We start from the raw sequence: 25133 nt of genomic DNA, 5'->3' as shown, positions 1-25133 counted from the left end.
GCCGGCCCCGCGGCCGGATCAATCCTCCAGCACGATGGCGTCGACCCGGTCCGGGTAGAACGCCACGTGGTCGCGGATCGCCGCGACGGCCGGGTACGGGTCCCCGTAGCTCCAGACCGCATCGGGGCGCCGGGTCTCGCCGACGACGAGGTCGAAATAGTGGGCGTCGCCCTTGTACGGGCAGTGGCTCGTGCGCGCCGAGGCGACGAAGCTGTCGGCCCGGATATCGCTCCGCGGCACGTAGAAGACCGGCGGATACCGGGCTTCCTGAAGCCGCAGGGCGTTGCGGGTCTCGGCGACCGCGACGCCCGCCACGACGACGCGGACGCGACGGGGCTCGGGCTCGACAGTGATCGGGTGGCCCGGTCCGGGCAGCTTCACGGCGTGTCTCCTCCCTCGGGCTTCAGCTCGACGGTCCCGAGCGCGTCGGCGAGGCGCGTCTTCGCGGTCCCGGGCCGCAGGGGCTTCTGCTGGGTCTCGTGCGGGACCCAGCCCGAGAGCCACAGCACCTCGAAGGTCGCCCGCACGCGGCCGTCCGGGTCGGCGAACCGCTCGGCGTAGATCTCAGCGGTGCGCAGGAGCGTCGCCCGCCGGAGCGGCGTCCGCCGCCGCTCGGTGAGTGCGTTGGTCATGCCCATGGCCCGCAGGTCTTGCATCAGGCCGAACGGGTCGGCGTAACGCACCGTCAGCGTATCGGTGTCGGCCACCGGCAGCGCGAAGCCCGCCCGCTGCAGCAGGCCCCCGGCCTCGCGCACCGCCGCGAAGGGCGCCACGCGGGGGCTGACACCGCCCTCGACCTCGCTCTCGGCCTGGGCGAAGCTCTGGCGCAGCTCGGTCAGCGTCGCGCCGCCGAGCAGGCAGCCGACGAACAGACCGTCCGGCCGCAGGGCGCGGCGCAGCTGGATCAGCGTGCCCGGCAGGTCGTTCACGGCGTGGAGGGCAAGCAGCGACACGGCGAGGTCCAGGCTCGCCGCGGCCAGCGGCAGCGCCTCGGGATCGCCGACGATCAGCTCGCCGCCCGGCTCGGGCAGGGCCGCGAGGCGGAGATGCCGCGCCGCCGGATAGCGGGCGGCGAGCAGCCGGGTCACCACGGGACGCGGTGTCGCGAGGTCGAGGACCGACACGAAGCTGCGCAGGACGGCGCCGAGCCGGTCGTCCAGATCCTCGGCGAGCCGGTCGAGGAGGAAACCCGGGTAGCCGAGGCGCCCAGCGCGGGCGAGGCGGCGGCGGGCGAGGGGCGTGTCGAACAGGGTGGCGGGACTATCCATCGCTGCGCACATGGCATCTGCCATCGCGCCGCGCCACCGTCCCCGCGCACGGTCCCGTGAGCTGCGCTAGGATCCTGGAACGACTCGGGAGCGTCGCTGTTCCTGCTGCAACCGGCCCAACGGCCGAGATTCCTCATGGAGCACCAATCATGAAGCGCATGCTCGTCGGGGCCGCCGTGGCCCTCACCACCCTGGCCGCCGCGGGCGGCGCCGAGGCGAAGGGCTGCATCAAGGGCGCCATCGTCGGCGGCATCGCGGGTCACTACGCCGGCCATCACGGCCTCCTTGGCGCCGCGGCCGGCTGCGCCATCGGGCGCCATCGTGCCAACGCTCGCGACCGTCAGGTCGAGCAGCAACAGATGGCGCCGCAGGCGCGCCCCGTCTCGGCCCGGTAAGCCGGCCCTGCGGAGCGCGGTGCGCGCATGACGGCCCTCCAGGCCGTCGCCACGGCCCTGCGCGGTCTGCCGAGCGGGGTCGTCTCCCTGATCTACCCGCCCACCTGCGCGGGCTGCGGCGGTGCCACCGCCGATCCGGGCGCGTTCTGCCCGTCCTGCTGGTCGAGCCTGCGCCTGATCGAGGAGCCGGTGTGCCAGCGCTACGGAACGCCCTTCGCCGTCGACCTCGGGGTCGGCCCGCTGGTGTCGCCCCGGGCGATCGCGGAACCGCCCGTCTTCGGCCGCGCCCGGGCCGTCGCGCTCTACGATTCCGTGGCCCGGCGGCTGGTCCATCGCCTGAAATACGAGGACCGGCTCGATCTCGTCGGTGTCATGGCGCGGATGATGGCCGCGAGCGGCCGGTCCCTGATCGCCGAGGCCGAGTGCCTCGTGCCGGTCCCGCTCCATCGCGGGCGCCTCTGGCGGCGGCGCTTCAACCAGTCCGCCCTTCTGGCGCGGGCGATCGCCGGTTCGGCGGGACGGCCGTGCGTCGCCAAGGCCCTCGTGCGCGTGCGCGCCACGCGCTCCCAGGTCGGCCTGAGCCGCGCGGCGCGGGCCGAGAACCTGAGCGGCGCCTTCCGGGTCGCGGCCGCCGAGCAGCACCGCGTCCGCGGACGCCGGGTTCTCCTCGTGGACGACGTCGTGACCACCGGCGCCACCGGCAACGCCGCCGCGCGGGCGCTCCTGCGCGCGGGGGCGACGTCCGTGGACCTTCTGACCTTCGCGCTCGTCGGCGACGCCGCCGGCTGAGCCTGCCTTCAGCGCCCGGCCTGCATCCGCTCCGGGAAGCTCGCCGCCAGGGTGAAGTCGAACGCCTCCGCGATCCCCTCGTACCAGAGCGAGAACGGCGTCGGACGCGGGAGGTGCAGGGCGCCCTCGATCTCGCGACCCTCGTGCTGGAGCGCCGCCCCGTGCTTGACCGCGAGGCGCAGCATCGGCCCGTTGCCCGATAGGCAGCGGACGTGGAGATCCTTGACGCCGCGATGCCGCGCCGAGCGGGCGATCCGGGCGAACAGCGCCGCGCCGATGCCCTGCCGGCGGAAGGTCTGCTCGACCGCGAAGGCCGCCTCGGCGTGCGGCCCGAGAGCGTAGCGGGACGCGCCCGGGCCCATCGGCCGGAGCTCCCCGAGGCCGCGCAGCGCCCCGCCCACGAAGGCGCCGTACATCACGCCCTCCGCGGTCAGGGCCTGCGCGGCGTAGGCGCGGACTCCGGCCTCGCTGACATTGCCCATGAAGCGGCTCGCCCGGGTCTCCGGATCCAGCCGCAGGAAGTAGTCGAGGACCGCCGCGCGGTCCGCCGGCCAGAGGCGCCGGATGGTGTGGGTCGGCCCATCGAGGGCTTGTACCGCCATGATGAAGCTCCGGTTCGTGCGCGCTGGCGCGCGAGGTGATCCGGACGCTCCTCCCAAGAGACCGCGGGGGTGTCGCATCCCCATATCCATTGTGCAATGCAGCGGAATGCGGGGCGGGCCGTCCGCGTGCCTGCCATGCGCGCGAGCGATGGGACGCTTGCCTGCGGCTGTTCGGCCGCGGGGTTGATTCAGGCCGAGCTTGCGCGGCACTGGAACAGGCCCCGGGTCGTTGACCGCCGATGCGGGCGCAGGGGGTGCCGAACCGGTGCCGCGATCAGCAGCGAGGAACCGGCGGCGTGAACGACAGATCCGTCAAGTCCATCGCCCCGTCGCCGGCGGCGCTCGCCGGCGCGGTCTCGCCCGGCCCGGTCCACGAGCGCTACGAGGCCCTGGTCGCCACCGGTGCCATCGAGCGTGATCCGGCGCAGGCGCACCTTGTGCGGGCCCTCGACCGGCTGGTCCTCGACCTCCAGCGCCGCAAGCGGGCCAGCAAGACGAGCGCCCTGGGGTGGCTGTTCCGCCGCAAGGACGAGGCCGAGGCGATCAAGGGCCTGTACATCTGGGGCTCTGTCGGGCGCGGGAAGACCATGCTGATGGACCTGTTCCACGACGCGGCGCCGGAGCCGAAGCGACGGGTCCATTTCCATGGCTTCCTGGCGGACGCGCACGAGCGCATTCACGCCTACCGGCAGGCGCTGAAAGCCGGCACCGTCAAGGGCGACGACCCGATCGGACCGGTGGCCGACCAGCTCGCCGACGAGGCGACCCTGCTGTGCTTCGACGAGTTCACCGTCACCGACATCGCCGACGCGATGATCCTGGGGCGCCTGTTCAACCACCTGTTCCGGCGCGGCGTCACCGTCGTCGCGACCTCGAACGTCGAGCCCGACCGGCTCTACGAGGGCGGCCTCAACCGGGCGCTGTTCCTGCCCTTCGTGGCGACCCTGAAGGAGCGCGTGGACGTCGTCCGGCTCGATTCCCGGACCGACTTCCGGCTCGAGAAGCTCGGCGGCGCGGCCGTCTACCACGTCCCGGCCGACGCGGCGGCGCGCGCCGCCCTCGACGCCGCCTTCAAGGCGCTGACCGGCAAGGCCCGCGGCCTCCCGACGACGGTCACGGTCCACGGCCGGGCCGTCGCGGTCCCGGAGCAGGCGACCGGCGTGGCCCGGTTCGGCTTCGACGATCTCTGCCGCCAGCCCCTCGGCGCCTCCGACTACATGGCGCTCGCCCGCGCCTACCACACGGTGATCCTCGACGGGATCCCGGTGATGGGGGAGGCGGAGCGGAACGAGGCCAAGCGCTTCATCACGCTGGTCGACACGCTCTACGACCGGCACGTGAAGCTCGTGGCCTCCGCGGCGGCCGAGGCGCAGGACCTCTACACCGCCCGGACCGGCCGCGAGGCCTTCGAGTTCGATCGCACCGTCTCGCGCCTGATCGAGATGCGCTCGCTGGACTATCTCGGCCAGCCGCACGGCCGCCCGGATTCCGAGGCGTCGGGCGCCACGACCGGGCTGGTGGAGACGTGAGCGCCCCCTCGCGCGCCGGATCGATCTTCGGGCTGCGGCGGCGCAACTGGCGCGGCGCCGGCCCGCTGGGCTGGCTCCTGGGCTCCCCCGTCGCGTTCATCCTGCTGATCGTCGCCCTGGGCAGCGGCACGGCGAACTACGTGACCGGCGAGACCGACCGGGCCGCGACCGCCCGGGCGAACGCGACGATCGCCGGCATCGAGCGCCTGATCTCCGAGGTCAAGGACCTGGAGACCGGAGAGCGCGGCTACGTGCTGGTCGGCAGCGAGGACTATCTCGGGCCCTACACGACCGCCCTCACCAAGATCGACACGGAGCTGACCGGCCTCGGCGCGGCCGCGCAGGATCCGGTCCGGGCCGGCGGTCCGTCGCTCGCCGGCCTGATCGCGCAGAAGCGCGACTTCGCGGCCCGGGTCGTGGAGGCCCGGCGCAACCAGGGCTTCGACGCCGCGATCGGCCTCGTCCGGACCGGCGACGGCAAGCGCCTGATGGACGCGATCCGCGCCGAGGCCGCGGCGCGCCAGGACGCGACCCTGCAGCAGCTCGCCACCCTTCAGGCGCGCGAGGGCTGGCGCGGGCTCCTGCTGTTCCTGCTCTCCGCGGCAGCGGCCCTCGGGGCGATCGTGCTGCTGGCGCGCCTCGCCCTGGTGCGCCGGCAGGAATCGCTGCGCATGTCGCGCCTCCTCGACGGCGTGCTCGCCAACGCGCCGGTGGGGCTCGGCTTCCTCGACCGCGACCTGAAGATCCGGCACATGAACCGGGCGCTCGCCACCATGAGCGAGCGCGGCTTCGGGGCCGATCTCGGTGCGCCGATCTGGGCCATGCTCCCGACGCTGCGGGAGGAGCTGGCGCCGAAGCTGGCCGCGGCCCTGACGGAAGGCCTGGTCTCGCCGAACGTGCCGGTCGCGGTGCCGACCCCCTCGGCGCCGGGGGGCGTGCGGCACTTCTCCATGAGTTTCTACCCGCTCCGGGGCGAGGAGAGTGCGGCGGCCGATCAGAGTGTCGAGGGCGTCGGCCTCGTCGTGGTCGACGAGACCATCCGCCACCTCGCGGAGGCCCGGCTCCGGCGGAGCGAGGAGCGCTTCCGCTCGCTGATCGAGGCGAGCGCCGCCATCGTCTGGACCGCCAACCCGGAAGGGAGCCTCCACCGCCGCCAGATTGCCTGGACCCGCTTCACCGGCCAGGACGAGGCCGCCTACGCGGGGCTCGGCTTCCTCGACGCGATTCACCCGGACGACCGTGCGCATACCCGCGCCGCGTGGACCCGCGCCGTGACCAGCCTGGAACCCTACGCCACCGAGCACCGGATGCGCGCCGCCTCCGGCGCCTACCGGCACATGAGCGTGCGGGCCGTCCCGATCCTCGAACCCGACGGCACCCTGCGGGAGTGGGTCGGGACCCACACGGACATCACCGAGCGCAAGGAGGCCGAGGCCGCGATCGAGGCGGCGCGCGCGGCCGCAGAGGCCGCCAACGCGGCCAAGAGCCAGTTCCTCGCCAACATGAGCCACGAGCTGCGCACCCCGCTCTCGGCGGTGATCGGCTATTCCGAGATGGTGCAGGAGGAGCTGGAGGATATCGGCGAGGCCGACCTCGTCACCGACATGAAGAAGATCGAGACGAATGCCCGCCACCTGCTCGGCCTGATCAACGACGTGCTCGACATCTCGAAGATCGAGGCCGACCGGGTCGAGATCTACGCGGAGGACTTCGAGGTCGCCGCCGTGGTGCAGGAGGTCGCGGTCACGGTCGAGGGGCTCGTCGCCAAGAAGGGCAACACCCTGGCGCTCGAGCTGGAGCCGGGTCTGGGCAGCGCCCACACCGACGTCACCAAGCTGCGCCAGTGCCTGATCAACCTCCTGAGCAACGCCGCGAAATTCACCCAGGACGGCCGGATCACCCTGGCGGTCACCCGCGCCGACGGCGCGCTGCGCTTCGCCGTGACCGATACCGGCATCGGCATGACGCGGGAGCAGCTCGGCAAGCTGTTCGAGCGGTTCACCCAGGCCGACGCCTCCACGACGCGCCGGTTCGGCGGCACCGGGCTCGGCCTCGCGATCACACGGGCTTTCGCCGAGATGCTGGGCGGTTCGATCGCCGTGGACAGTCGCGAGGGGCAGGGTACCACCTTCACGCTGACGCTGCCGGCACGCTTCGAGACCGGCGCGGGCGAGGACGCGGGCCCGGCCGCCCCGGATCCCGGAGAGCGGGGGACGATCCTGGTGGTGGACGACGACGCCGCGACCCGCGATCTGCTGGCGCGCTTCCTGGAGCGTGAGGGCTTCGCGGTGACGGTCGCCGAGGACGGGCGGCGCGGGCTCGATCTCGCCCGCAGCCTGCATCCCCGGGCCGTGCTCCTCGACGTCACCATGCCGCAGATGGACGGATGGGCGGTGCTGCGGGCGATCCGGGCCGATCCCGAGATCGGCGCGACGCCGATCGTCATGGTGACGGTCCTGGACGAGCAGAATCTCGCCTTCTCGCTCGGCGCCACCGACTACCTGCAGAAGCCGCTCGACTGGGGCAGCCTGCGCCAGATCGTCGACCGCTTCCGTCCCGCATCGGGCGACGGCGGGATCCTCGTGGTCGAGGATGAGCCGGACGTTCGCGACCACGTCTGCGCCTATCTTGCGCGCGAGGGCTTCCCGGTCCGCGAGGCGGAGAACGGCCTGCGCGCCCTCGAATCCCTGGAGGCGGAACGTCCGTCCCTCATCCTCCTCGACCTGATGATGCCGGAGATGGACGGCTTCGCGTTCCTCCGGGCGCTCCGTGCCCGCCCGGACAGCCGCGACGTGCCGGTCGTGGTGCTCACCGCCAAGGACATCACGGCCGAGGACCGACGCCGTCTGGCCGGTCAGGCCGACCGGGTGCTCGCCAAAGGCACGACCGGGCTCAACGAGCTCGCCCGCGAGCTGCGTGCCCTGATGCCCGCGGCCGAGGGCGCGACCGTGTCGGGACACGCGCCCGGCTAAGCGCCCGCGGACGGCGCGCGGAGTCGTTCCCGGGGCAGGGCGTACAGCGCGTCAGAGACCCCGGAACGCCAGCATCAGCGCGCCGACGGCGATGCCCCACAGGGCCAGCGTCGACCAGATCGCCCGCTGGCGCTCCTCACGGGCGAAACGCTCCAGGCGGCGCGCATCGCCGGTGCCGGCCTCGTCGAGGCGGACGAGGACGCGCTTCAACCGCGTGGCGAGGTCCGGGATGTCGCCGACCACGTCGGAGACCACCCGCAGGGCCTCCAGGCCGCTCTGCGCCCGGCCGACCGGGCCCATGTTGCGGGCGATCCAGGCGCGCACGACCGGCTCGGCCGTGGTCCACATGTCGAGACGCGGGTCGAGGGAGCGGGCCACGCCCTCCACCACCACCATGGTCTTCTGGAGCATCACCAGCTCGGTGCGAGTGCTCATGTCGAACAGGGCCGTGACGTCGAACAGCAGGGTCAGGACCTTGGCCATCGAGATCTCGTCGGCCCGGCGCTGGTGGATCGGCTCGCCGATCGCGCGGATCGCCTGAGCGAAATCCTCCACGGAGTGGTGGGCCGGCACGTAGCCAGCCTCGAAATGGACCTTCGCCACCCGGCGATAGTCGCGCAGGATGAAGCCGAGGAGGATCTCGGCGAGGAACCGGCGCTCGTTCGGGCCGAGGCGGCCCATGATGCCGAAATCCACCGCCACCAGGCGGCCCTCGGCGTCGACCAGCAGGTTCCCCTGGTGCATGTCGGCGTGGAAGAAGCCGTCGCGGATCGCGTGCCGCAGGAAGCTCTGGATGACGGTCCGCCCGATGGTCTGCGGATCGTGCCCCCGGGCGGCGAGTTCGGCCGCGCTGTGGAGGCGGGTGCCCTCGATCCACTCGGCCGACAGCACCTCGCGGGCGGTCAGTTCCCATTCCGGCCTCGGCACGCGGAAATCGGGATCGTCCTTGGTGTTCTCGGCGAGTTCCGAGGCGGCCGCCGCCTCCAGGCGGAAATCCATCTCCATCAGCACCGAGCGCGCGAGGATCTCCACCACCTCGCGGGGGCGCAGCCGCTCCGCTTGCGGCGACAGGGCGTGCACCACCCGGGCCATGAAGCGCATGACCTCGAGGTCGCGCATGAAGCGCTCGCGGACGCCGGGCCGCATCACCTTCACGGCGAGGGCGCGCTGCGTGCCGTCGGGATCCTGCACGATCGCCTTGTGGACCTGCGCGATCGAGGCGGCCGCGATCGGCTCGCTGAACGAGACGAACAGGGCGCTCACGGGCTTGCCGAGGGCGGTCTCGACCGTGCGGAGCGCGACGGCCTGCGGGAAGGGCGGCACCCGGTCCTGCAGCTTCTCCAGGTCGAAGGCCGCGCGCACGCCGACGATGTCGGGCCGCGTCGCCAGGAACTGGCCGAACTTCACGTAGGACGGGCCGAGGCGCGTCATCGCCGCCGAGAGCCGGGCGGCCCCGTCGTCCAGGCCCGGCCGCTCGAGGGAGCGCCCGATCCGCAGGGCGAGCCGCAGGTGCGGCGGCAGCTCGGAGGGATCGGCGAAGGCGAGGGCGCCCTCCCGGGCCAGCACGAAGCCGACCCGCGCGCCGCGGAACAGGTTGACGGCGGCGCTGATCACCGGTGCTGGCTCCCGTCGCGCGCGGCGGCGGTCAAGAGACCTTCCAGCCCGAATGGATCGCCACGATCCCGCCCGTGAGCGCCCGGTCGGTGACGTGCCGGAAGCCCGCGCGCTCGATCATGCCCGCGAAGGCGCCGCGGGTCGGGAACTTCCGGATCGACTCAACGAGGTAGCGGTAGGATTCGGCGTCTCCGGCCACCCGGGCGCCGATGCGCGGGATCACATTGAACGAGTAGGCGTCGTAGATCCGGTCGAGCAGCGGGATGTCGACGGCGGAGAATTCCAGGCACAGGAAGCGCCCGCCGGGCTTCAGCACGCGCCGCGCCTCGGCGAGCGCCGTCTCGATCCGCGGCACGTTCCGGATGCCGAAGGCGATCGTGTAGGCGTCGAAGGAGGCGTCCGGCAGCGGCAGAGCCTCGGCGTTGCCGGTCACGAAGGCGATCCGGTCGCCGGTCTCGTCGACCTTGCGCTCCCGCGCCCGCTCGGCGCCGACCCGCAGCATCGACTCGTTGATGTCGAGGACGGTGACGCGGGTGCGCGGACCGCCGGCGGCCAGCACCCGGAACGCCACGTCGCCGGTGCCGCCGGCGACGTCGAGATGCGCGAAGGCGCGGTTCTGCGGCGGCCGCAGCATCGAGACGAGCTGCGCCTTCCAGGCCCGGTGCAGACCCGCCGACATCAGGTCGTTCATGATGTCGTAGCGGCGGGCGACCGAGTGGAAGACGCTGTCGACGCGCCCCTGCTTCTCGTCGAGCGCCACGCGCTCGAAGCCGAAATCCGCGCTCGCGCGCTCAGACGCCCCGTCTCCGGCCTTCATGACGCTCCCAATCCTCGATCGGCGCGTCATAGCGAAGGTCGCGCCCGACCGCCATGCGTCGAAACACGCGGCTGGGGACCGACCCCGGTGCTGCGACGCGCCGAAGACGTGTCTCAGCCGACCCGGGTGCGGAGCGCGTCCGCCACCGCGCTGGCCATGGCGCGCGTGCCCATCGGGTTCGTGCCCTCGCCGGCGATGTCGGCGGTGCGCGCGCCGCCCGCGAGGGCGTCGGTGATGGCGCCGTCGAGGGCGTCGGCGGCGTCGCCGAGGCCGAAGGAGTAGCGCAGGCACATGGCGAGCGAGCCGATCATGGCGATCGGGTTGGCCCTGTCCTGGCCGGCGATATCGGGGGCCGAGCCGTGGACCGGCTCGTAGAGTGCCCGCCGCAGGCCGCTCGCGTCGACCGCGCCGAGGGAGGCCGAGGGCAGCATGCCGAGGGAGCCGGTGAGCATGGCGGCGATGTCGGAGAGCACGTCGCCGAACAGGTTGTCGGTGACCAGCACGTCGAACTGCTTCGGCCGGCGCACCAGCTGCATGGCGCAGTTGTCAGCGAGGATATGCTCCAGCTGCAGCTCGGCGTAGTGCGCGGCGTGCACCTTCGTGACGACCTCCTTCCACAGGACGCCGGACTTCATCACGTTGTGCTTCTCGGCCGAGGCGACCCGGCCCGAGCGCTTGCCGGCGAGGTCGAAGGCCACGTGGGCGATCCGCTCGATCTCGGCCGTCGTGTAGACCTGGGTGTCGACCGCCCGCTTGGAGCCGTCCTCCAGCGTGGTGATCTCCTTCGGCTCGCCGAAATAGACGCCGCCGGTGAGCTCCCGGACGATCATGATGTCGAGCCCCTCGACGAGTTCGCGCTTCAGCGCCGAGGCCTCGGCCAGCGCCGGGTAGCAGATCGCGGGCCGCAGGTTGGCGAAGAGGTCCAGCTCCTTGCGCAGGCGCAGCAGGCCGGCTTCGGGGCGGTTCTCGTAGGCGACGCCGGCCCATTTGGGACCGCCGACCGCGCCGAGCAGGATCGCGTCCGCGTCCTTGGCGCGCTGCAGGGTCGCGTCCGCCAGCGGGACGCCGTGCGCGTCGATGGCGCAGCCGCCGACGAGGTCGGTCTCGGTCTCGAAGGTCGCGAGACCGGTCTCCTTGAGGGTGTCGAGGACCACCTGCATGCCGCCGGCGACCTCCGGGCCGATCCCGTCGCCGGGCAGGAGCAGGAGCTTGTAGCTGGCCATGACGGTCTCGCGGTTCTGGTCTCGACGTGCCGGCGGGCTTTATCGAGGCTGCACCGTCATTGGCAAGCATCGGCGTCCAGCATCGGCGTCCCGCATCGGCCGGGCGCCCGCCCGCGCACCGGGGCGGATCGCGCCCCCGCAATCAGAGCATCGCGACCCGGCCGGTGCCGATGTCGTAGAAGCCGCCCACGACCTTCACGCGCCCGGCGGCGACGGCCTCCGCGAGGATCGGCCCGGCCTGTTGCAGGCGCCGGACACTGTGCCGAACGTTCTGGGCGATGGCCTCGGCCAGGGGATCCTGCGCCCGCGCCTTCTCGGCCAGGTCCACCGCCGGGCGAATCGCGTCGATCAGCACGGCGAGATGACCGGGAAGGGTCGCGTCGGTCTTCATGACGTCGATCGTCGCCTTCACGGCCCCACAATCGGAGTGGCCGAGCACGAGGATCAGCGGCGCCCCGAGTACCGACACGCCGTATTCCAGGCTGGCGAGGCCGTCGGTGGTGACGAAGTTGCCGGCGACGCGGACGACGAACAGATCGCCCGGTCCCTGGTCGAAGATGAAGTCCGGGGCGACCCGGGCGTCGGCGCAGCCGACGATGCAGGCGATCGGGTACTGCGCCGCGGCGCGCGCGGCGCGCGCGGCGCGACCGGCCGCGAAGTCCCGATTCGCCGGCGTGTTGGCCACGTAGCGGCCGTTGCCGTCGCGCAGTCGCGTCAGGGCCGCCTCGGGCGTGATGGCGTTCGATCGCGCCCCGTCGAGGGCCGCCTCGGCGCGCCGGATCCCGGCGGACGCCCCCATCGCGGTACCGGCCGCCGCGGCCGCCAGCAGGCCGCGCCGGGAGAGAGAGGGTCGATGCAGATCGCACACGGTGGACGGTCCCCTTCGCATCTGACGCCGGCCAGGCCCGGCGGACCGCTCGCTTCGGCAGCGCTGAGACAAGCACTGCGAGTCGTATCCCGGCGCGTTCTTCACCACAGAGTCCAAACTTTGCAGGAAGTCCTGGACCGGAGGCCGGGCGCGGGGCATCCCTCCGGTCCGGAGCCGGCTGAACCGGGGCACGGATGTTGGACGATCATTTCCGGGATCGGATCGCCTTGCTTCGATCCGAGCACGGTTTCCGCCCGGCGGTCGCCGGTTACTGCCGGGGCATGATCGAGCCGGCGCAGATAGTTTGGCCCAGCCACAAGCTGCTCAACCAGATCGGGCGCTACGTGGTCTCGTTCATGCTGATCCACAACGACTACGCGTGGCGACACCACGGCGGCCCCCGCCCCACCCTGACCGTCCTCCAGGCGATGGTGGGATCGAGCCCGAGGCAGACGGCCGGCTTCGTGTCGGCCCTGAAGGCCGGACGATTCGTCACCGCGGTCGCGGATCGGGGCGACGGACGGGTGAAATGCCTGCAGGCGGCGCCGGCCCTGGTGACCGAGATCGCGCGAAGCGGGCGCCTGTTCGTCGCCGCCATGGACGCGGTGACCCGACGCGACCCGGGCCGCGCCGGGATGCTCGACGGACCCGACCGGCTCGGGGAGCTGGTCCGCCTGTCGGCCGCCCACGTGCTGCGGCACGGCACGCTCATCGCGCCGTTTCCGCGGGTGCTCCGTTTCGCCGGGCGGGATTGCGGCTACACGCTGCTGACCGCCCTGGTCGGGGCCCACTACGCCGCCGCGGTGCCCGGCGCGCCGGCGGCGGTGTCGCTCAGCCTGCGCGGCCTCGCCGAGCGGCTGGACGTGTCGCGCGCCCATGTCGGCAATCTGCTCGGCGAGGCGGAGGCAGCGGGATGGATCCGGATCTGCGGCGGTCGCCTGACCGCGTTCGACCCGACGCTGCTGGCCGAATTCGAGTCCTGGGCCGCCGGGCAGATGCTGCTCTACGACGATCTCGCGGCGGCGGTCCTCGCGGACCTGCCGGCCGCGACCGTCCCGGCCACCGCCTCCTGACGCGCGTCTCGCTTGTGTTCCGACCGCTCCGGGGATACCTACGGGCAGCACCGCGCCGTGAGAACGTCCCGCGCGGGTCGCCGACAGGAGAGACGAGCCTTGGCCAGAGCCGGCTCAGCGACCGAGACCGCCCGCGCCGCCTCTACGGCGCTTCGGTCCCGTGCGCGCCGCTCCGGGCTCCTTCTTCCGCTTCTGCTTACCCGCCCCTGAGGGCCGTCCGGGCGCGCGCCTGGGCCTTCAGGGGAGTTCGTTCATTCGCGAATCCGCCCGCGAGGGCACCACGCCGCGCCGCGCCATCACGTGCCGGGCGGCCCGCGACAGGGTAATGCCATGACCACGACCAGCACCGCCTCCGCCCGCGACCGGATCCTGATCTTCGACACGACGCTGCGCGACGGCGAGCAGTGCCCCGGCGCCACCATGACCTTCGACGAGAAGCTCGCGGTCGCCGAGCTGCTCGACACGATGGGCGTCGACATCATCGAGGCCGGGTTCCCCATCGCGTCGAACGGCGATTTCGAGGCGGTCTCGGAGATCGCCCGCCGGACCAAGCGCGCCACCATCGCGGGCCTCGCCCGCGCGATCCCCGCCGACATCGCTCGGGCCGGCGAGGCCGTGCGCCACGCCAAGCGCGCGCGCATCCACACCTTCGTGTCGACCTCGCCGATCCACCTCGCGCACCAGATGCGCAAGAGCCAGGACGAGGTCGTCGAGATCATCCTGAAGACCGTGGCCCAGGCCCGCGACCTCGTCGAGGACGTGGAATGGTCGGCCATGGACGCCACCCGCACGCCGCTCGATTACCTGTGCCGCTGCGTCGAGGCGGCGATCAAGGCCGGCGCCACGACGATCAACCTGCCCGATACGGTCGGCTACGCCACGCCGTCGGAGTACCGCGACATGTTCGCGAACGTCCGCGAGCGGGTGCCGAACGCCGACAAGGCCGTATTCTCGGTCCACTGCCACAACGACCTGGGCCTCGCGATCGCCAATTCCCTGGCGGGCATCGAGGGAGGCGCCCGGCAGGTCGAGTGCACCATCAACGGCATCGGCGAGCGGGCCGGCAACGCTGCGCTCGAGGAGATCGTGATGGCGCTGCGCACCCGCGCCGACGTGCTGCCCTACGAGACCGGCGTCGAGTCGACGATGCTGACCCGCGCCTCCAAGCTCGTGAGCCACGCCACGAACTTCCCGGTGCAGTTCAACAAGGCGATCGTCGGCCGCAACGCCTTCGCGCACGAGAGCGGCATCCACCAGGACGGCATGCTCAAGAACGCCGAGACCTACGAGATCATGACGCCGGCCTCGGTCGGGCTGACCAAGACTTCCCTGGTGATGGGCAAGCACTCGGGCCGGGCGGCGTTCCGCTCCAAGCTGGAGGATCTCGGCCTGCATCTGTCGGACAACCAGTTCCAGGACGCCTTCGACCGGTTCAAGGCCTTGGCCGACCGGAAGAAGAACGTCTACGACGAGGACATCGAGGCGCTGGTCGACGAGAACCTCGCCACGGCGCACGACCGGATCCGGCTGGTCTCCCTGTCGGTGATCGCCGGAACCCGCGGACCGCAGCGCGCCACGCTGCGGATCGCGGACGAGACCGGCACGCGGATCGAAGAGGCGGACGGCAACGGGCCCGTCGACGCGGTGTTCAACGCGATCTCGGCGCTGGTCCCGCACCAGGCGCAGCTGGAACTGTACCAGGTCCACGCCGTCACCGGCGGAACGGACGCCCAGGCGGAGGTCTCGGTGCGCCTGCGGGACGGCGAGCGCAGCGTCACCGCGCGCGGCGCCGATCCGGACACGCTGGTGGCGTCCGCGAAGGCGTACCTCTCGGCTCTGAACAAGCTGTCGGCCCATTCCGTGCGCGTGCATGCACAGCATGCGGCGGCGGAATGAGAAAAAGAGGCGGCCGGGGGTGGACAGGCCCCGGCCGCGTTGGTATCAGCCCGCCACCCCGGACGGACTTGGTGGCCACCGGGCGGTCGCAGACGCGATCGGGCGCATAGCTCAGTTGGTAGAGCAGCTGACTCTTAATCAGCGGGTCCTAGGTTCGAACCCTAGTGCGCCCACCAAAATCCCGAAACAGAAACAACGATCTACCCCGAGGCGCCCACGCGGCGCCTTTTCCATGTCTAGGCCTTGGGCGGGGTTTGGGCGGGGCCGGTTCTTGGGCGGGGCTACGGATTGCCGGCGCCCCCGCGAGCTGCGAGTCTCCCCGCATGCGCTACGTCCTCGACATCGAGCCGGCATCCGACGGCTTGGTCAGCGTCCAGCTTGTCGTGGGCGGGAGCGGCATGCCCCTGATCCTCGGCGAGCATCGCCCCGAGGATGTGCCCGGGCTCGTCGCCGAGGCGCTCCGCGAGCGACTGGCGGACCGGGCATGAGCGACGATCTGCAGTGGTGGTGGATCGAGCGCGACGGCACCCTGGAGATCGCCCGCGTCTCGTTCGGGGATGCCTACGCCTCCATTCAGGATCCCCCGCAGCCCTGGTGCGCCGAGATCGTCGGGTCCGAGGCCGTCGTGTGGCCGGGGCAGGCCCGCCTGGTCGTCGCCGTCGCGCCACTCGTGACGGCCCGCCCGGGCGCCACGGCATGAGCAAGCCCCTCTACCCCGTCGAGGACGGCCCCGGCGCCGGCCGGTACGTCGACGTCGCAGTGCGGGTGATGGTCGGCACGGAGCGCAGCACGGTCCTTGTCGAGCGCCGGGGCGAGCCCGCGTCGCTGTACGAGACACGGGAGCACGGGCGTGAGGCCGACGGCCTGGGCGAAGCGGTCGAGGCGGCCGTGAGGGAAGGGCTCGGGAAGCTGCGCTAGGCGGCTCGCAGGACGTTGTACCGGTCGCTCACCAGGCGGCCGGCGTCGATGGCTCGCCGGAAGGCGGCCTCGGCGTCCCGGCGGGCCACGCCCTGCCGGATGAGATGCATGACGCAGTGGCCGGGGAGGCCCGGCGCGTGGCGCACGAACTCCACCAGCGCGGTCACGTTGTGGTCGATGGGCCTGTCGCTCACGCCTTCCTCCTCGCCTCGTCGGCCCTCAGGCACGTGTCTGTGCACTCGGGCTCGCCGGACTGGCGCTCCCGGCATTCCTCGGCGCAGCGCGCGTAGGCGGCCGCCCCGGGGTCGGGCTGGGGATTCCATGGCGTGTCGTCGACCTCGTCCGCCAACACCCAACCGAGACGGCCGCGGCTCGGGATGCGTGCCGGGTCCTCGCTGCCCTGGGCCACGTCGATGCCCAGCGTGATGAAGGGGACCGCGGCCACGCCGTTCGTGAAGACCCGGCCGTTCCAGTCGTTGCTCATGATCAGGCCTCCGTCGCCTTGATGGTCGCCTCGGCACGGGCCAGCACCCCGGCGAGCGCGGCGTCGATCACCGCCAGCGCGTCGGTCGCGCAATGCGGCCCCGACTGGCAGGACCAGGGTTCCAGGGGGTTCCGGGTGGCCAGCGTGAAGCGGCCGCCGAAGTCGCGCGACCACATAAGGCCGCCCTGGGGCACCCTCAGCAGGGTCTTGGCCAGCTTCAGGGCCTCCGGGATCCCGGAGAACCAGAGCAGGCGCCGGCGCTGGTCACCGAACACGGTCGGGAGGAAGACGCCCCGCGCGTAGCGGCCGATGGGGTTCGGCACCCATCCATCGGGCAGGCTGCCCTTCTGGGTCAGGACCTTGCAGGCGTTCTCGCCACGGGCGTCGACCGGGATCTCCGCGTCCCGCCAGCCGAGCAGGTGCTCCGCGATCATGCAGGCGAGCCAGTCATAGTTGACCTCGGACGATGACGGGTCGATCCAGGCGATGCACCGACGCATCGGCGGGATCGCCTCGACGAGGCGCGTAGCCTCCGCGAGCCGGTAGGCGGCCTCGGCCGCGCCGACCTCCAACTTCAGCCGGTCGGTGCCGGCGGTGCTGCGCCTAGCCACGGGATCCCCCCATCATCGAATCGACGGCGCGCGCCCAGGCGAACGCGCAGTGCCAGGCGTGGACGTAGACCGTCGTGCAGGCGGTCATGGTCTGGGTGAGCAGGGCCTCGGTCATCCGAAGGACCCGACGGCGGGGAGGGAGGAGGCGCGGGCCGGCGGGGAGACGGCGGCGGCCGCCACCTCGTCGACCATCTCGGAGATCTCCTCCTCCGCGATCTCCGCCTCGGCGGTGGCGAGGTCCGCGCGGACGATAGCCGTCATCAGGCGCACGATGACCCGCAGCAGGGCGAAGGCCTCGGGGTGAGCGACGGGGTGCGGCTCGACGCGCTGGGCCCACATGGCCGAGCGCTCCTCGGCGGTCAGCCGCTCGTCGTCGGGCGGGGTGACCAGCACGGCCCGGGTGCCCAGCATGCCCAGCTTGGCGCCCGGCATGACGCGGCGGGCATAGGCCTGGGCTGCCGGGAGGCTTGTTAGGTAGTTCGGGGGGGGGGCTCGCCCTCCTGGTAGTCGCCGAACTGGGCGAGCTGCATGCAGACCTCGACCACGGCATCGCGGCCGGACAGGTCGCCGGCGAGCAGGCGCTCGATCTCCGCGAGGCGTTCGAGCTGCGAGCGGCAGGCCCAGAGGGACAGCCTGGCGAGCGTGCCGGGCGACATCTTGACGGTGAACGTGCCGGTCGTGGAGATGTTCGCCATGGTCAGGCAGCCTCGTCCAGCGCGCGGGCCATCGCGTAGGACGGCACGTAGCCGGCCAGCACGTTCCCGGTCGGGCGGATCGACTTGGCGATGCTCTGGGCGACCTTCACCTTCGCCTCGGGCGTCGCCGCCTTCCGGTGGGCGAACAGGAAGGGGCGCACGTCGTCGGGCATCGTGGACAGGCGCAGCCCGAGTTCGCGGTCGGACAGGTCGCTGACCTCGCCGGCCACCTGCCACACGCGGGCCTGCAGCTTCCGGTAGCGGTCGTCGAGGATCCCGCAGATCTCGTCGAAGTCGCCCCAGAACTCCTCCGGCAGGTCCTTGCGCATCAGCGTCGGGTCGCCGCCGGCGGCGAGGATCTCCCACACGGCCAGGGGCGTGCACCGGCTGATCAGGTTGTGGAGGCGCTTGTACTCGTCGCCCTTGATCTTGAGGCGCGTGCCGTCCTCGAACCGGACGACGAAGCCCTCCTTGTCGCCGGGCAGCGTCGCGGCCCGCGTGACCATGTCGGCGATGCTGTCGAAACCCTCGCTGGCGACGAGCGGCAGGCCGGTAGCGATGCAGGCCCAGGACAGCTCGCCGTAGTCAAACTCGACACCGTCCTCATGGTAGGCCGCCAGCAGGTACAGCCCCGCCACCGGGTACCGGACGACGATGACGTTCTCCGGGTAGATCGCCTCGAACAGGTACGTGGCGCCCGGGACGAGGGGGTGCGTGTCCATCGCGTCGAGGCGGGCCTGCGCCCACGCGGCCTGCGAGCTGTCGAACGCGCCCTTGGTCGCGGCGCGCCAACGGCCGGCGAAGTAGAAGGCCACGATGAGGCTGCCGTCGAGCTTGTCGTAGGCCTCGAACGGGCCGGCCGGGGCGGTGCGGCCGCCCTCGCCGAGGTTGAAAAATTTCGGGAACGGCGTCGCGACGACGGTGCGGGCGGCCGGGTCGACGATGAGGCCACGGGCCAGCAGGGAGAAGGCGTCCCAGCCTTGATCGTACACGCAGCGCTGCGTGTAGCAGTACAGGTGCAGGCCGGTCTCGGCGCACACCTTCCGGCTGACGTGGCCAGCGGCGCGGGCGCGCTCCAGGCCTGCCACCAGGTCGTCGAACGGCATCAGGCGTGCCGGGTGCTTGGGCTGCTCGATCACTCGTTCCCCCTCAGGAATCAGGAAGGGCTCCGCCACCTGGACGGAGCCCTTTTCAAGCCTCCCGGCGAAGGCCGGGATTGGGAGCGTGGGAGCTCAGCGCATCTCGGCCTCCGTCAGGCTGGATCTTCACCCCGCCGCGCCCGCCAGTCGGGGCGTCCGCAGAGCCATCACGATCGAAGCACGAATTCTGGATTCGCCTAGTCCCCCTCGAACGAGAAAGGGGTCCCCCTTGGCGTGAGGACCCCCTGATCGTCCCGAGCAAGGCCCCCGGGCTGGGCCCCCGCGCCGGCCGACGCGGGCTCCCGGGCCGGCCGGCCGAGGAGGAAGGCCGGCATCCTCGATCAGGGCGGGGGATTCGTCCAGTGGGCGGAAGGCAACCTCGGCCAGAGGTTAACGCCAGTATTGGTGAACGATTTATGGGTGTCCTATGGGGGGGACATATATGAGTTACTTCAGGCAAATTCCGGCCGAGTGACTTCTATATAGGTCACGCCTCGGCACAATTGATTTGATGACGTTAACCTGTGTAGACGGACTGTTAACACTGTTGGAAGGCAGGGTCGCGGGGTGTGTGATCGGGGATCACAGGAAGACCCCTTGCAATCCAAACCGTGTCTGCTAAATACAGACACACTGGACCGGTTCTCATCGATCCAGGGGACAACAAGAGGCACTCCCATGACCAGCGTCACCATCGACACCGCCATCGCCGCCTGGAAGGTTGCCAAGAACCAGATCGACCGCGACCTGGCCGCCCAGGCCATCGGCGAGCACATCGCCTTCAACACTCCCGAGGGCGCCGACTACGAGTCCGCCACGGACGAGCTCCTCGCCCGCCTCAGGGCCGAGTTCGGCCCCGTCCCCTCCGAGGATCTCCTCTACGTCAGGAACCCGCAGCGGTTCTACATCGCCCTGCCGGCCGAGCTCGTGGCCAACGAGGTCGAGGCGATCTGGGGCATCGGCCGCACCGAGGAGGAGGCGCTGGCCGACGCCTACCACTGGAACAGCACGACCGCCCCCGTGGTCGAGAAGGATGGCGAGGGCAGGTGGTTCGTGGCCTACGACGGCAGCCGCGAGACATTCCCGGACCGGGCCGTGGCCGACGCCTACGCCGCGACCCTGGGCTACCGCGCCGAGCCCTGCACTGAGGCGCTGTACCGCCGCGTCAAGCACGAGGGCTACGACGCCCACGGCAGGAACTCGTACGGGTTTGCCAAGAGCGGCCGCCTCTACGACGTCGTCGAGCGCGACGCGGCCTGATCCCTGGCCCCACCCCGCGCCCCGGCAATCCCGCCGGGGCGTTCTCGATTCAGGGATCTCCGCCATGGACGCTGACACCTCCGAGACCTTCAACGCCGGCCCCTACCAGGCCTATCGCGCCGAGGACGGGAAGATCGACATCTACGATTCCGACGAGCACCTGTTCGCCCTGCCGGCGGGCTTCCCGGCCGAGTTCGTGCGGACGGTCGCCAAGGCCATGGACACCGCCTACGAGCGCGGCCGCGTCTCCGGGCAGGTCTCCAAGGCCTACGAGATCCGCCAGGCCCTGATGATGCTGTGAGCCGGGTCTCCATCACCGTCGCGGGTCGCCCCTGGGCGATCCGCTTCGCCATCTGGGCGGTCGCCAACGACGGCGGCCGCATCGTCGTTTCGGTCGACCTTCTCGCCCCCTGAGGGATCCATGATCATCGAGCTCGTTCCCCTCGACGATGGGCTGTACGACGGCACCGCAGTCGGCCTGCTGGACGGCCAGCCCCTCGTCTACGTCGAGCGCACGGCGCACGTCGGCGGCCAGGCGCTCGCCCACGGCGACATCGCCGTCGCCCTCGTCGAAGCCGTCAACGTCGCCGCCTCCCGCATCCTCGGACCGGAGTGGTCGAAGCCGTTGGCGCAGGTCACTGGGCTGAACGCGCGCACGTGCAACCGGGACAGGATACAGCGGTGGGGGCTACCCCCCTGGGTCCTCGTCCTGCTCGCCCGGGGCGCCGCCTCCGAGCACCCTCGCGCCATGGGCCACATGCTCATGGCCGTCGCGTCCCTGCGCGGCGGCATCGCGGAGCTCAAGCACGGCGCCCGGGTCGACGCGGTCGTCGGCAGGAAGGCGCGCGCCATCGTAGAGGAGGCCAGCGAGCTCATCGAGTGGGCGCGAAAACAGCGCCGCCTCCCCGGATCACAGGATCCAGAGACGGAATCTTAACCCGCCCCGCGTACAGTCCCACTCCCCAGCGTCGGTTCTCACCGGCGCATCGGACCAAGGAACACCGATGACCCTCGACCCTCAACGGGTTGCAGAGGCGCGTCTTTCGCTGCGCCTGCAGACGCCCCCCGCCGTCACGCTCCCCAACGCCCCGCCGGACCTCGACGCCCTCTACAAGGGCCAGGGTTTCGCGTGGAACTCGCCGTTCCTCGACTGCCGCGCGTGGGCGATGCAGGTCGAGACGAGGGCCCTGCCGCCCCTCCTCGTGGCCCTGCTGGAGCCCCTGCGGGAGAACCCCACGGCCGACGACGTCAATTCGGCGGCGGAGTGCGCCGAGCGGTACGAGCTCGACGACGGGCTCTCCACGGACGTCCAGTGGGCCTGCGTCCAGATCGCCCGACGCCTCCGGTTCGTGGGCGCTTTCATGGGGCACTACGTCTGCACGTGCATGGCGTATCACGCCGTGAGCGTCACGGCGTCGGGGCAGCATGACGACGCTATCCTGTTCCTGATGCTCACGACCGCGGCGGTGCTCAGGGAGGTCGGCCACCTGCAGGTCGCCGACGTCTACGACCCGGCGAAGGACGCCGACATCGCGAAGTTGCGCGCGATGATCGGCCCGGACATGGAGCGCGACGCCGGCGTCGTCGAGTTCTGGCGCGAGCTCCGCCTCACGGACGCCCAGGCTGCAGCAGGGGCGGACGAGCTTCGGGGCGCGGTCCGGGACGACACCGGCCTGGACCCCCGAGACGAGGATTTCGATCACGACCGCGCGAACCGCGTCGTGGCAGACCTCCTGAACGAGGGGCGGCCGGCGGCTGCCGAGGAGCCCGGGATCACGGTGCTTCGGTCCGTGGCCCACCTGCCGGGCTCGGCCAGGGATGGGCAAAAGAACTCGTCGGGCAGCACGCCGCGGTCGGAGTTCTCCGGCATCGCGGGCGAGCGCCTGCGGTGCCTGCCCCTGCGCGACCTGTCCGAGACCAGGGCGGCGCTGGTGGCGCGGCATCCCCACGCCGCCCGGCAGATCGACCGGATCCTCGGCAACGCCGTCGGCCGGCCGTTCGCCAAGCTGCCCCCGACTCTGCTCGTCGGCCCCCCGGGCGCCGGCAAGACCAGGCTCGCCACGGACATCCTCACGTGCATGGGGCTGCCCAGCATCGTCTACGCCTGCGCCGGCGTCGCGGACGCCTCGTTCGCCGGGACGAGCCGCCAGTGGGGCACGGGGCGCGGTTGCGTGCCCATACAGGAGGCGAAGAGGCACCGGCTGGCGACGTGCGGGATCGTGCTCGACGAGGCCGAGAAGTGTGGCGAAAGCCGGCACAACGGGAACCTCCAGGATGCGCTCCTGGCAATGCTCGACCACGGGGACCGCTACTTCGACCCCTACGTCGAGTCGGTCGTCGACCTGTCGGGGTTCACGTTCCTGGCGACCGCCAACGGCCGGGCCGGGCTCACCGCCGCGCTGCTGGACCGATTCGTCGTCATAGACGTCCCCACGCCCGGGCGAGAGCACGTCCCGGCGCTGGTCGACGGGATCCTCGTCGACGTCCGCCGGGAACGGGGCCTGAACTTCGACTGGTGTCCCGAGCTCGATGGCGAGGAGCTCGCCGCCGTGCAGCAGGCCTGGCGCCCGGGCAGCATCCGGTCGCTCCGCCGTCTCGTCGAGGCCATCCTGGCCACGCGCGAGACCCTGGCCCCGCGGCACTGAGGGGAGGCCGTCATGACGATCTCCCTCATCCCGGCCGTGCGCCCGGAGCGCCTGCTGTTCATCAACCGCAAGCTGGTGACCAACAGGATCGACCTGAGGCAGGTGAACGAGGCGGCCGCCGCCGCGGCGGTCCTGTTCACTTACCAGCTGGAGCGCGAGCTCCTCGAAGGGCTGATCGAGCCCGAGCTCGCGGTCAGGAAGGCGGGCGTGCTCTGCCGGGCGGCGTGTTTCACGCACCCGGACCGCACGGGAGGCCAGCCGTGACGGACGTCTACTACAACCGCCGGAAGTGGATGTGGTCGCTGCGTGAGCGCGGCCGCGTCGTCGGCTACGCGGATCAGGTCTGCATGCGCGACGTGACCCTTGTCGTGAGCCTGCCGGGTGTCATGCGCGTCCGCCGCTCCGGCCAGCGCGCTGTCTGTGCATTCGCCCGCGGCACGGTGGTCGACGAGACCTGGGACTGGGACAGCAAGGGCGAGGGCCTCGGGTTCGACGCGGACATCCACGACTCGTTCGTGAATTTCGATGGCCGGGGAGTGGCGGGGTGCCAGAGGCTGCTGCTGCCGGCCGTGGGCCCGGTATGGGCATGGGGGCTCCAATGGCTCTGAGACAGCGCTACCCCGGCCGCCTGCCAGCCGACCTGTACCGCCTGAGCCAGGCGCCCCTCTTGGACGAGTGGCTCCTCGAACCGGACGACCGGTCCGCGGACGGGGCGGTGCTCACCGGGATCATCAGCGGGCACCCCCAGTACCCCGATGGCAGCAGGGTGACGACGTCGGCCATCCAGATGATCGAAGACGAGCCGGCTGGCAATTTCGGAGGCTGGGCGTGGTGCTATGCGTGGGGCCTCATCAGACTGGGGCGGTGCATCGACATCCACTACAGCAGGGGAGTCCAGCTATGAGGTTTCGCCGTCCGTCGCACGCGGAGATCGCCGAGCGCAACCGCAGCCGGGCCAGGGACGAGGACCTCCTCGCCTCCGGCTGGACGCCGTCTCCGGAGCAACTCGCCGACGCGCCCTACATCGACCAGTACGAGGAGACTACGTACCCGAGGAGCGACAAGCCCTGCCTCCGGGGGAACGTCACCGGGCACCCGCGCCTCGGCAGCACGTACGTGTGGACGTCGCCCATCATCGCCCGCGGTGAAGGATGGGTCAGGACCGAGGGTCGGTTCTACCGCTTGGGCGAGCCGGTCCCCACCCTGGCGCCCGAGCCCGAGCCCGAGCCGGAGGCTGTGCCCTACACGCCGCCGTCGGACGAGGAGGTCGACGCGCTGCTCGACAGCCTGCCTCGATACGGCGAGGACGACCTCGACCTCGACCCGTGGGGCATCTGACACCCACGGTGTCGAAACGTTCGCGCCGGTGTCGGATGGCCTGAAATCCAGGGCGCCGGTGTCAAACCGCATGCGGGAGTGACGGGCCGCATGCGATCGGGCCCCAAAATGACAAACCGCATGCGGGGCGGCCGCAGAGCGACCCCGCGGGGGCGCACGTAGCAAGCGTCAACAAGAGTTTTCGGATGCGTACCCTGATTTCCCTGGCCGCCCTCCTGGCGGCCGGAACGGCGACGGCTGCCCCCATGGACGAGCCTCGCTGGCATGCCGGCACGACGGAGCGCCGGGGGCACGACGAGTTGACGACGTCGCTGTCATTCGAGCGGACCGGCCCCAACGAATGGGCGGTCTCGGCGCGCTGCGAAACGCGGGACACCCGGACCGGGAAGTGGCGCGCCCGGACCGGCGAGGGGGCGGCCGCGCGGTCGATGGGGCTGATCCTGATCGACGCCGGGGCGGTCGGCTGTATAGTCCTGAACGAGCGCGGCATGGAGGTATTCGGGACCGCCCCGGGCTGCGCGCAGGGGACCGTCGACATCGGGACGGGGACTAACCCGCCCGGCGCCGCAGGTCCTCGCGGATCAGGACCAGCGCCAGGGCGGCGGGGTCGGCCTGGGCGGCGCCGTAATTCGCCGGCGTCGACGTGCGGCCGGCGTCGCGGGGGTGCAAGTCTCCGGGCAGCCGGTAGACGGCGCAGAATACGGCAAGGGCGGGATCCATGCGGAGCCATGCCCGAGACTCCACCGCCAGCTCGTCGGTCTGGGCTTCGGTGAGGATGCGGCAAGAGCGGCCGCGCTGCTCCCACGCAATGAGGTTCTCGACGACGTCGTCGCCGAGTAGGTCGAGGGCATTCATGTCGTTGTCCGGGAAGGGTGGAATTCGGCTGGTCTGCTTCTGGGCAAGGATGCATCGAAGCGGACGCAATGCCCGCGCTTACTCGCCCTCCGGACGGCAAAGCGTCATCCTTCCGCTCAGATGTCCCGCCCTTGATACATCT

Annotated in this window: 32 protein-coding genes and 1 tRNA gene; 18 read left to right on the top strand and 15 right to left on the bottom strand. The window is 71.5% G+C overall.

The genetic code is table 11. The features are described from left to right. Window positions 1-18: 18 nt before the first annotated feature. Together ACLBXO_RS00165 and ACLBXO_RS00160 are read right to left on the bottom strand one after the other, a co-directional pair. On the bottom strand, window positions 19-381 hold the full coding sequence (locus tag ACLBXO_RS00165; RefSeq protein ID WP_447684119.1) for a DUF427 domain-containing protein: 363 nt from the start codon (window positions 379-381) through the stop codon (window positions 19-21). Then, window positions 378-1268, bottom strand: a complete 891-nt coding sequence (locus tag ACLBXO_RS00160; protein WP_447684118.1) for a methyltransferase domain-containing protein — start codon at window positions 1266-1268, stop codon at window positions 378-380. Before ACLBXO_RS00160 ends, ACLBXO_RS00165 begins: the two co-directional genes overlap by 4 nt. Window positions 1269-1417: 149 nt before the next feature. On the opposite strand from ACLBXO_RS00160, the gene ACLBXO_RS00155 reads away from it, so the two are divergent. Together ACLBXO_RS00155 and ACLBXO_RS00150 are read left to right on the top strand one after the other, a co-directional pair. Next, window positions 1418-1663, top strand: a complete 246-nt coding sequence (locus ACLBXO_RS00155) for a hypothetical protein (RefSeq protein WP_447684117.1) — start codon at window positions 1418-1420, stop codon at window positions 1661-1663. 27 nt (window positions 1664-1690) lie between these two features. Beyond that, window positions 1691-2452, top strand: a complete 762-nt coding sequence (locus ACLBXO_RS00150) for a ComF family protein (RefSeq protein ID WP_447684116.1) — start codon at window positions 1691-1693, stop codon at window positions 2450-2452. A gap of 8 nt (window positions 2453-2460) precedes the next feature. Here the strand turns inward: ACLBXO_RS00150 and ACLBXO_RS00145 are convergent, their stop codons facing one another. Beyond that, entirely contained in the window at window positions 2461-3054 is a 594-nt protein-coding gene (locus ACLBXO_RS00145) for an N-acetyltransferase family protein (RefSeq protein WP_447684115.1), read from the bottom strand. A 296-nt stretch (window positions 3055-3350) separates the two neighbouring features. Between ACLBXO_RS00145 and zapE the strand changes: the two genes are divergently transcribed. Then, on the top strand, window positions 3351-4583 hold the full coding sequence (gene zapE, locus ACLBXO_RS00140) for a cell division protein ZapE (RefSeq protein WP_447684114.1): 1233 nt from the start codon (window positions 3351-3353) through the stop codon (window positions 4581-4583). Next, entirely contained in the window at window positions 4580-7555 is a 2976-nt protein-coding gene (locus ACLBXO_RS00135) for a response regulator (RefSeq protein ID WP_331318155.1), read from the top strand. The genes zapE and ACLBXO_RS00135 overlap by 4 nt, the downstream gene beginning before the upstream one ends. A gap of 51 nt (window positions 7556-7606) precedes the next feature. Here the strand turns inward: ACLBXO_RS00135 and ubiB are convergent, their stop codons facing one another. The 4 genes from ubiB to ACLBXO_RS00115 all read right to left on the bottom strand — a co-directional run bounded on the left by ubiB (window position 7607) and on the right by ACLBXO_RS00115 (window position 12077). Continuing rightward, complete coding sequence (gene ubiB, locus ACLBXO_RS00130) at window positions 7607-9169, bottom strand: 2-polyprenylphenol 6-hydroxylase (RefSeq protein WP_331318157.1); 1563 nt, start codon at window positions 9167-9169, stop codon at window positions 7607-7609. A gap of 31 nt (window positions 9170-9200) precedes the next feature. Further along, window positions 9201-9986: a bifunctional demethylmenaquinone methyltransferase/2-methoxy-6-polyprenyl-1,4-benzoquinol methylase UbiE gene (ubiE, locus tag ACLBXO_RS00125; RefSeq protein WP_447684113.1), complete on the bottom strand. Its 786-nt coding sequence runs from the start codon at window positions 9984-9986 to the stop codon at window positions 9201-9203. Between the two features lie 113 nt (window positions 9987-10099). Next, window positions 10100-11209, bottom strand: coding sequence for a 3-isopropylmalate dehydrogenase (leuB, locus tag ACLBXO_RS00120; protein WP_331318161.1), 1110 nt, complete (start codon window positions 11207-11209; stop codon window positions 10100-10102). A gap of 142 nt (window positions 11210-11351) precedes the next feature. Then, window positions 11352-12077 (bottom strand): carbonic anhydrase, encoded by a 726-nt coding sequence (locus ACLBXO_RS00115; RefSeq protein ID WP_447684112.1) that lies wholly within the window; start codon window positions 12075-12077, stop codon window positions 11352-11354. Between the two features lie 227 nt (window positions 12078-12304). Between ACLBXO_RS00115 and ACLBXO_RS00110 the strand changes: the two genes are divergently transcribed. The 6 genes from ACLBXO_RS00110 (at window position 12305) to ACLBXO_RS00085 (ending at window position 15964) form a co-directional block, all read left to right on the top strand. Then, on the top strand, window positions 12305-13150 hold the full coding sequence (locus ACLBXO_RS00110; protein WP_447684111.1) for a hypothetical protein: 846 nt from the start codon (window positions 12305-12307) through the stop codon (window positions 13148-13150). Window positions 13151-13480: 330 nt separating this feature from the next. Next, window positions 13481-15046, top strand: a complete 1566-nt coding sequence (locus ACLBXO_RS00105) for a 2-isopropylmalate synthase (protein ID WP_331318165.1) — start codon at window positions 13481-13483, stop codon at window positions 15044-15046. Between the two features lie 100 nt (window positions 15047-15146). After that, a tRNA-Lys gene (locus ACLBXO_RS00100) sits at window positions 15147-15222 on the top strand. 147 nt (window positions 15223-15369) lie between these two features. Further along, complete coding sequence (locus ACLBXO_RS00095; RefSeq protein WP_447684110.1) at window positions 15370-15534, top strand: hypothetical protein; 165 nt, start codon at window positions 15370-15372, stop codon at window positions 15532-15534. Then, window positions 15531-15746, top strand: coding sequence for a hypothetical protein (locus ACLBXO_RS00090; protein WP_447684109.1), 216 nt, complete (start codon window positions 15531-15533; stop codon window positions 15744-15746). The genes ACLBXO_RS00095 and ACLBXO_RS00090 overlap by 4 nt, the downstream gene beginning before the upstream one ends. Next, entirely contained in the window at window positions 15743-15964 is a 222-nt protein-coding gene (locus tag ACLBXO_RS00085; protein WP_447684108.1) for a hypothetical protein, read from the top strand. Before ACLBXO_RS00090 ends, ACLBXO_RS00085 begins: the two co-directional genes overlap by 4 nt. Here the strand turns inward: ACLBXO_RS00085 and ACLBXO_RS00080 are convergent. Genes ACLBXO_RS00080 through ACLBXO_RS00050 form a run of 7 tightly spaced genes read right to left on the bottom strand, consistent with a single transcriptional unit; the run spans window position 15961 to window position 18893 of the window. Beyond that, a complete protein-coding gene (locus tag ACLBXO_RS00080) occupies window positions 15961-16158 on the bottom strand; it encodes a hypothetical protein (RefSeq protein WP_447684107.1) in 198 nt (65 codons plus the stop codon). The two genes, ACLBXO_RS00085 and ACLBXO_RS00080, sit on opposite strands and share 4 nt — an antisense overlap. Next, entirely contained in the window at window positions 16155-16448 is a 294-nt protein-coding gene (locus tag ACLBXO_RS00075; RefSeq protein WP_447684106.1) for a hypothetical protein, read from the bottom strand. Before ACLBXO_RS00075 ends, ACLBXO_RS00080 begins: the two co-directional genes overlap by 4 nt. 2 nt (window positions 16449-16450) lie before the next feature. Then, window positions 16451-17059 carry a hypothetical protein gene (locus ACLBXO_RS00070; protein WP_447684105.1) on the bottom strand — a complete coding sequence of 203 codons (609 nt, stop codon included), beginning with the start codon at window positions 17057-17059 and terminating at the stop codon, window positions 16451-16453. Next, the gene (locus ACLBXO_RS00065) at window positions 17052-17174 is read right to left on the bottom strand and encodes a hypothetical protein (protein WP_447684104.1); all 123 of its coding nucleotides are present in this window, start codon (window positions 17172-17174) and stop codon (window positions 17052-17054) included. Before ACLBXO_RS00065 ends, ACLBXO_RS00070 begins: the two co-directional genes overlap by 8 nt. Then, the gene (locus ACLBXO_RS00060) at window positions 17171-17491 is read right to left on the bottom strand and encodes a hypothetical protein (protein ID WP_447684103.1); all 321 of its coding nucleotides are present in this window, start codon (window positions 17489-17491) and stop codon (window positions 17171-17173) included. The genes ACLBXO_RS00065 and ACLBXO_RS00060 overlap by 4 nt, the downstream gene beginning before the upstream one ends. A 38-nt stretch (window positions 17492-17529) precedes the next feature. Then, on the bottom strand, window positions 17530-17754 hold the full coding sequence (locus tag ACLBXO_RS00055; RefSeq protein WP_447684102.1) for a hypothetical protein: 225 nt from the start codon (window positions 17752-17754) through the stop codon (window positions 17530-17532). Between the two features lie 2 nt (window positions 17755-17756). Next, on the bottom strand, window positions 17757-18893 hold the full coding sequence (locus ACLBXO_RS00050) for an RNA ligase (RefSeq protein ID WP_447684101.1): 1137 nt from the start codon (window positions 18891-18893) through the stop codon (window positions 17757-17759). Window positions 18894-19571: 678 nt separating this feature from the next. On the opposite strand from ACLBXO_RS00050, the gene ACLBXO_RS00045 reads away from it, so the two are divergent. From ACLBXO_RS00045 to ACLBXO_RS00010, 8 genes are all read left to right on the top strand, one after another. Then, a complete protein-coding gene (locus tag ACLBXO_RS00045) occupies window positions 19572-20153 on the top strand; it encodes a hypothetical protein (protein WP_447684100.1) in 582 nt (193 codons plus the stop codon). A gap of 64 nt (window positions 20154-20217) precedes the next feature. Beyond that, window positions 20218-20454: a hypothetical protein gene (locus ACLBXO_RS00040; RefSeq protein ID WP_447684099.1), complete on the top strand. Its 237-nt coding sequence runs from the start codon at window positions 20218-20220 to the stop codon at window positions 20452-20454. A 120-nt stretch (window positions 20455-20574) separates the two neighbouring features. Then, on the top strand, window positions 20575-21090 hold the full coding sequence (locus tag ACLBXO_RS00035) for a hypothetical protein (protein ID WP_447684098.1): 516 nt from the start codon (window positions 20575-20577) through the stop codon (window positions 21088-21090). A gap of 67 nt (window positions 21091-21157) precedes the next feature. Further along, on the top strand, window positions 21158-22798 hold the full coding sequence (locus ACLBXO_RS00030) for an AAA family ATPase (RefSeq protein ID WP_447684097.1): 1641 nt from the start codon (window positions 21158-21160) through the stop codon (window positions 22796-22798). A gap of 12 nt (window positions 22799-22810) precedes the next feature. Further along, window positions 22811-23062, top strand: a complete 252-nt coding sequence (locus tag ACLBXO_RS00025) for a hypothetical protein (RefSeq protein ID WP_447684096.1) — start codon at window positions 22811-22813, stop codon at window positions 23060-23062. Then, window positions 23059-23406, top strand: coding sequence for a hypothetical protein (locus tag ACLBXO_RS00020; RefSeq protein ID WP_447684095.1), 348 nt, complete (start codon window positions 23059-23061; stop codon window positions 23404-23406). The genes ACLBXO_RS00025 and ACLBXO_RS00020 overlap by 4 nt, the downstream gene beginning before the upstream one ends. A 59-nt stretch (window positions 23407-23465) precedes the next feature. Continuing rightward, a complete protein-coding gene (locus tag ACLBXO_RS00015) occupies window positions 23466-23702 on the top strand; it encodes a hypothetical protein (protein ID WP_447684094.1) in 237 nt (78 codons plus the stop codon). Further along, entirely contained in the window at window positions 23699-24136 is a 438-nt protein-coding gene (locus ACLBXO_RS00010) for a DUF6634 family protein (protein ID WP_447684093.1), read from the top strand. The genes ACLBXO_RS00015 and ACLBXO_RS00010 overlap by 4 nt, the downstream gene beginning before the upstream one ends. A gap of 549 nt (window positions 24137-24685) precedes the next feature. Here the strand turns inward: ACLBXO_RS00010 and ACLBXO_RS00005 are convergent. Next, on the bottom strand, window positions 24686-24991 hold the full coding sequence (locus tag ACLBXO_RS00005) for a hypothetical protein (RefSeq protein ID WP_447684092.1): 306 nt from the start codon (window positions 24989-24991) through the stop codon (window positions 24686-24688). Window positions 24992-25133: the final 142 nt, after the last annotated feature.

The organism is Methylobacterium sp. C33D (assembly GCF_053345825.1).
This window is presented reverse-complemented; position numbering and strand designations above follow the sequence as displayed.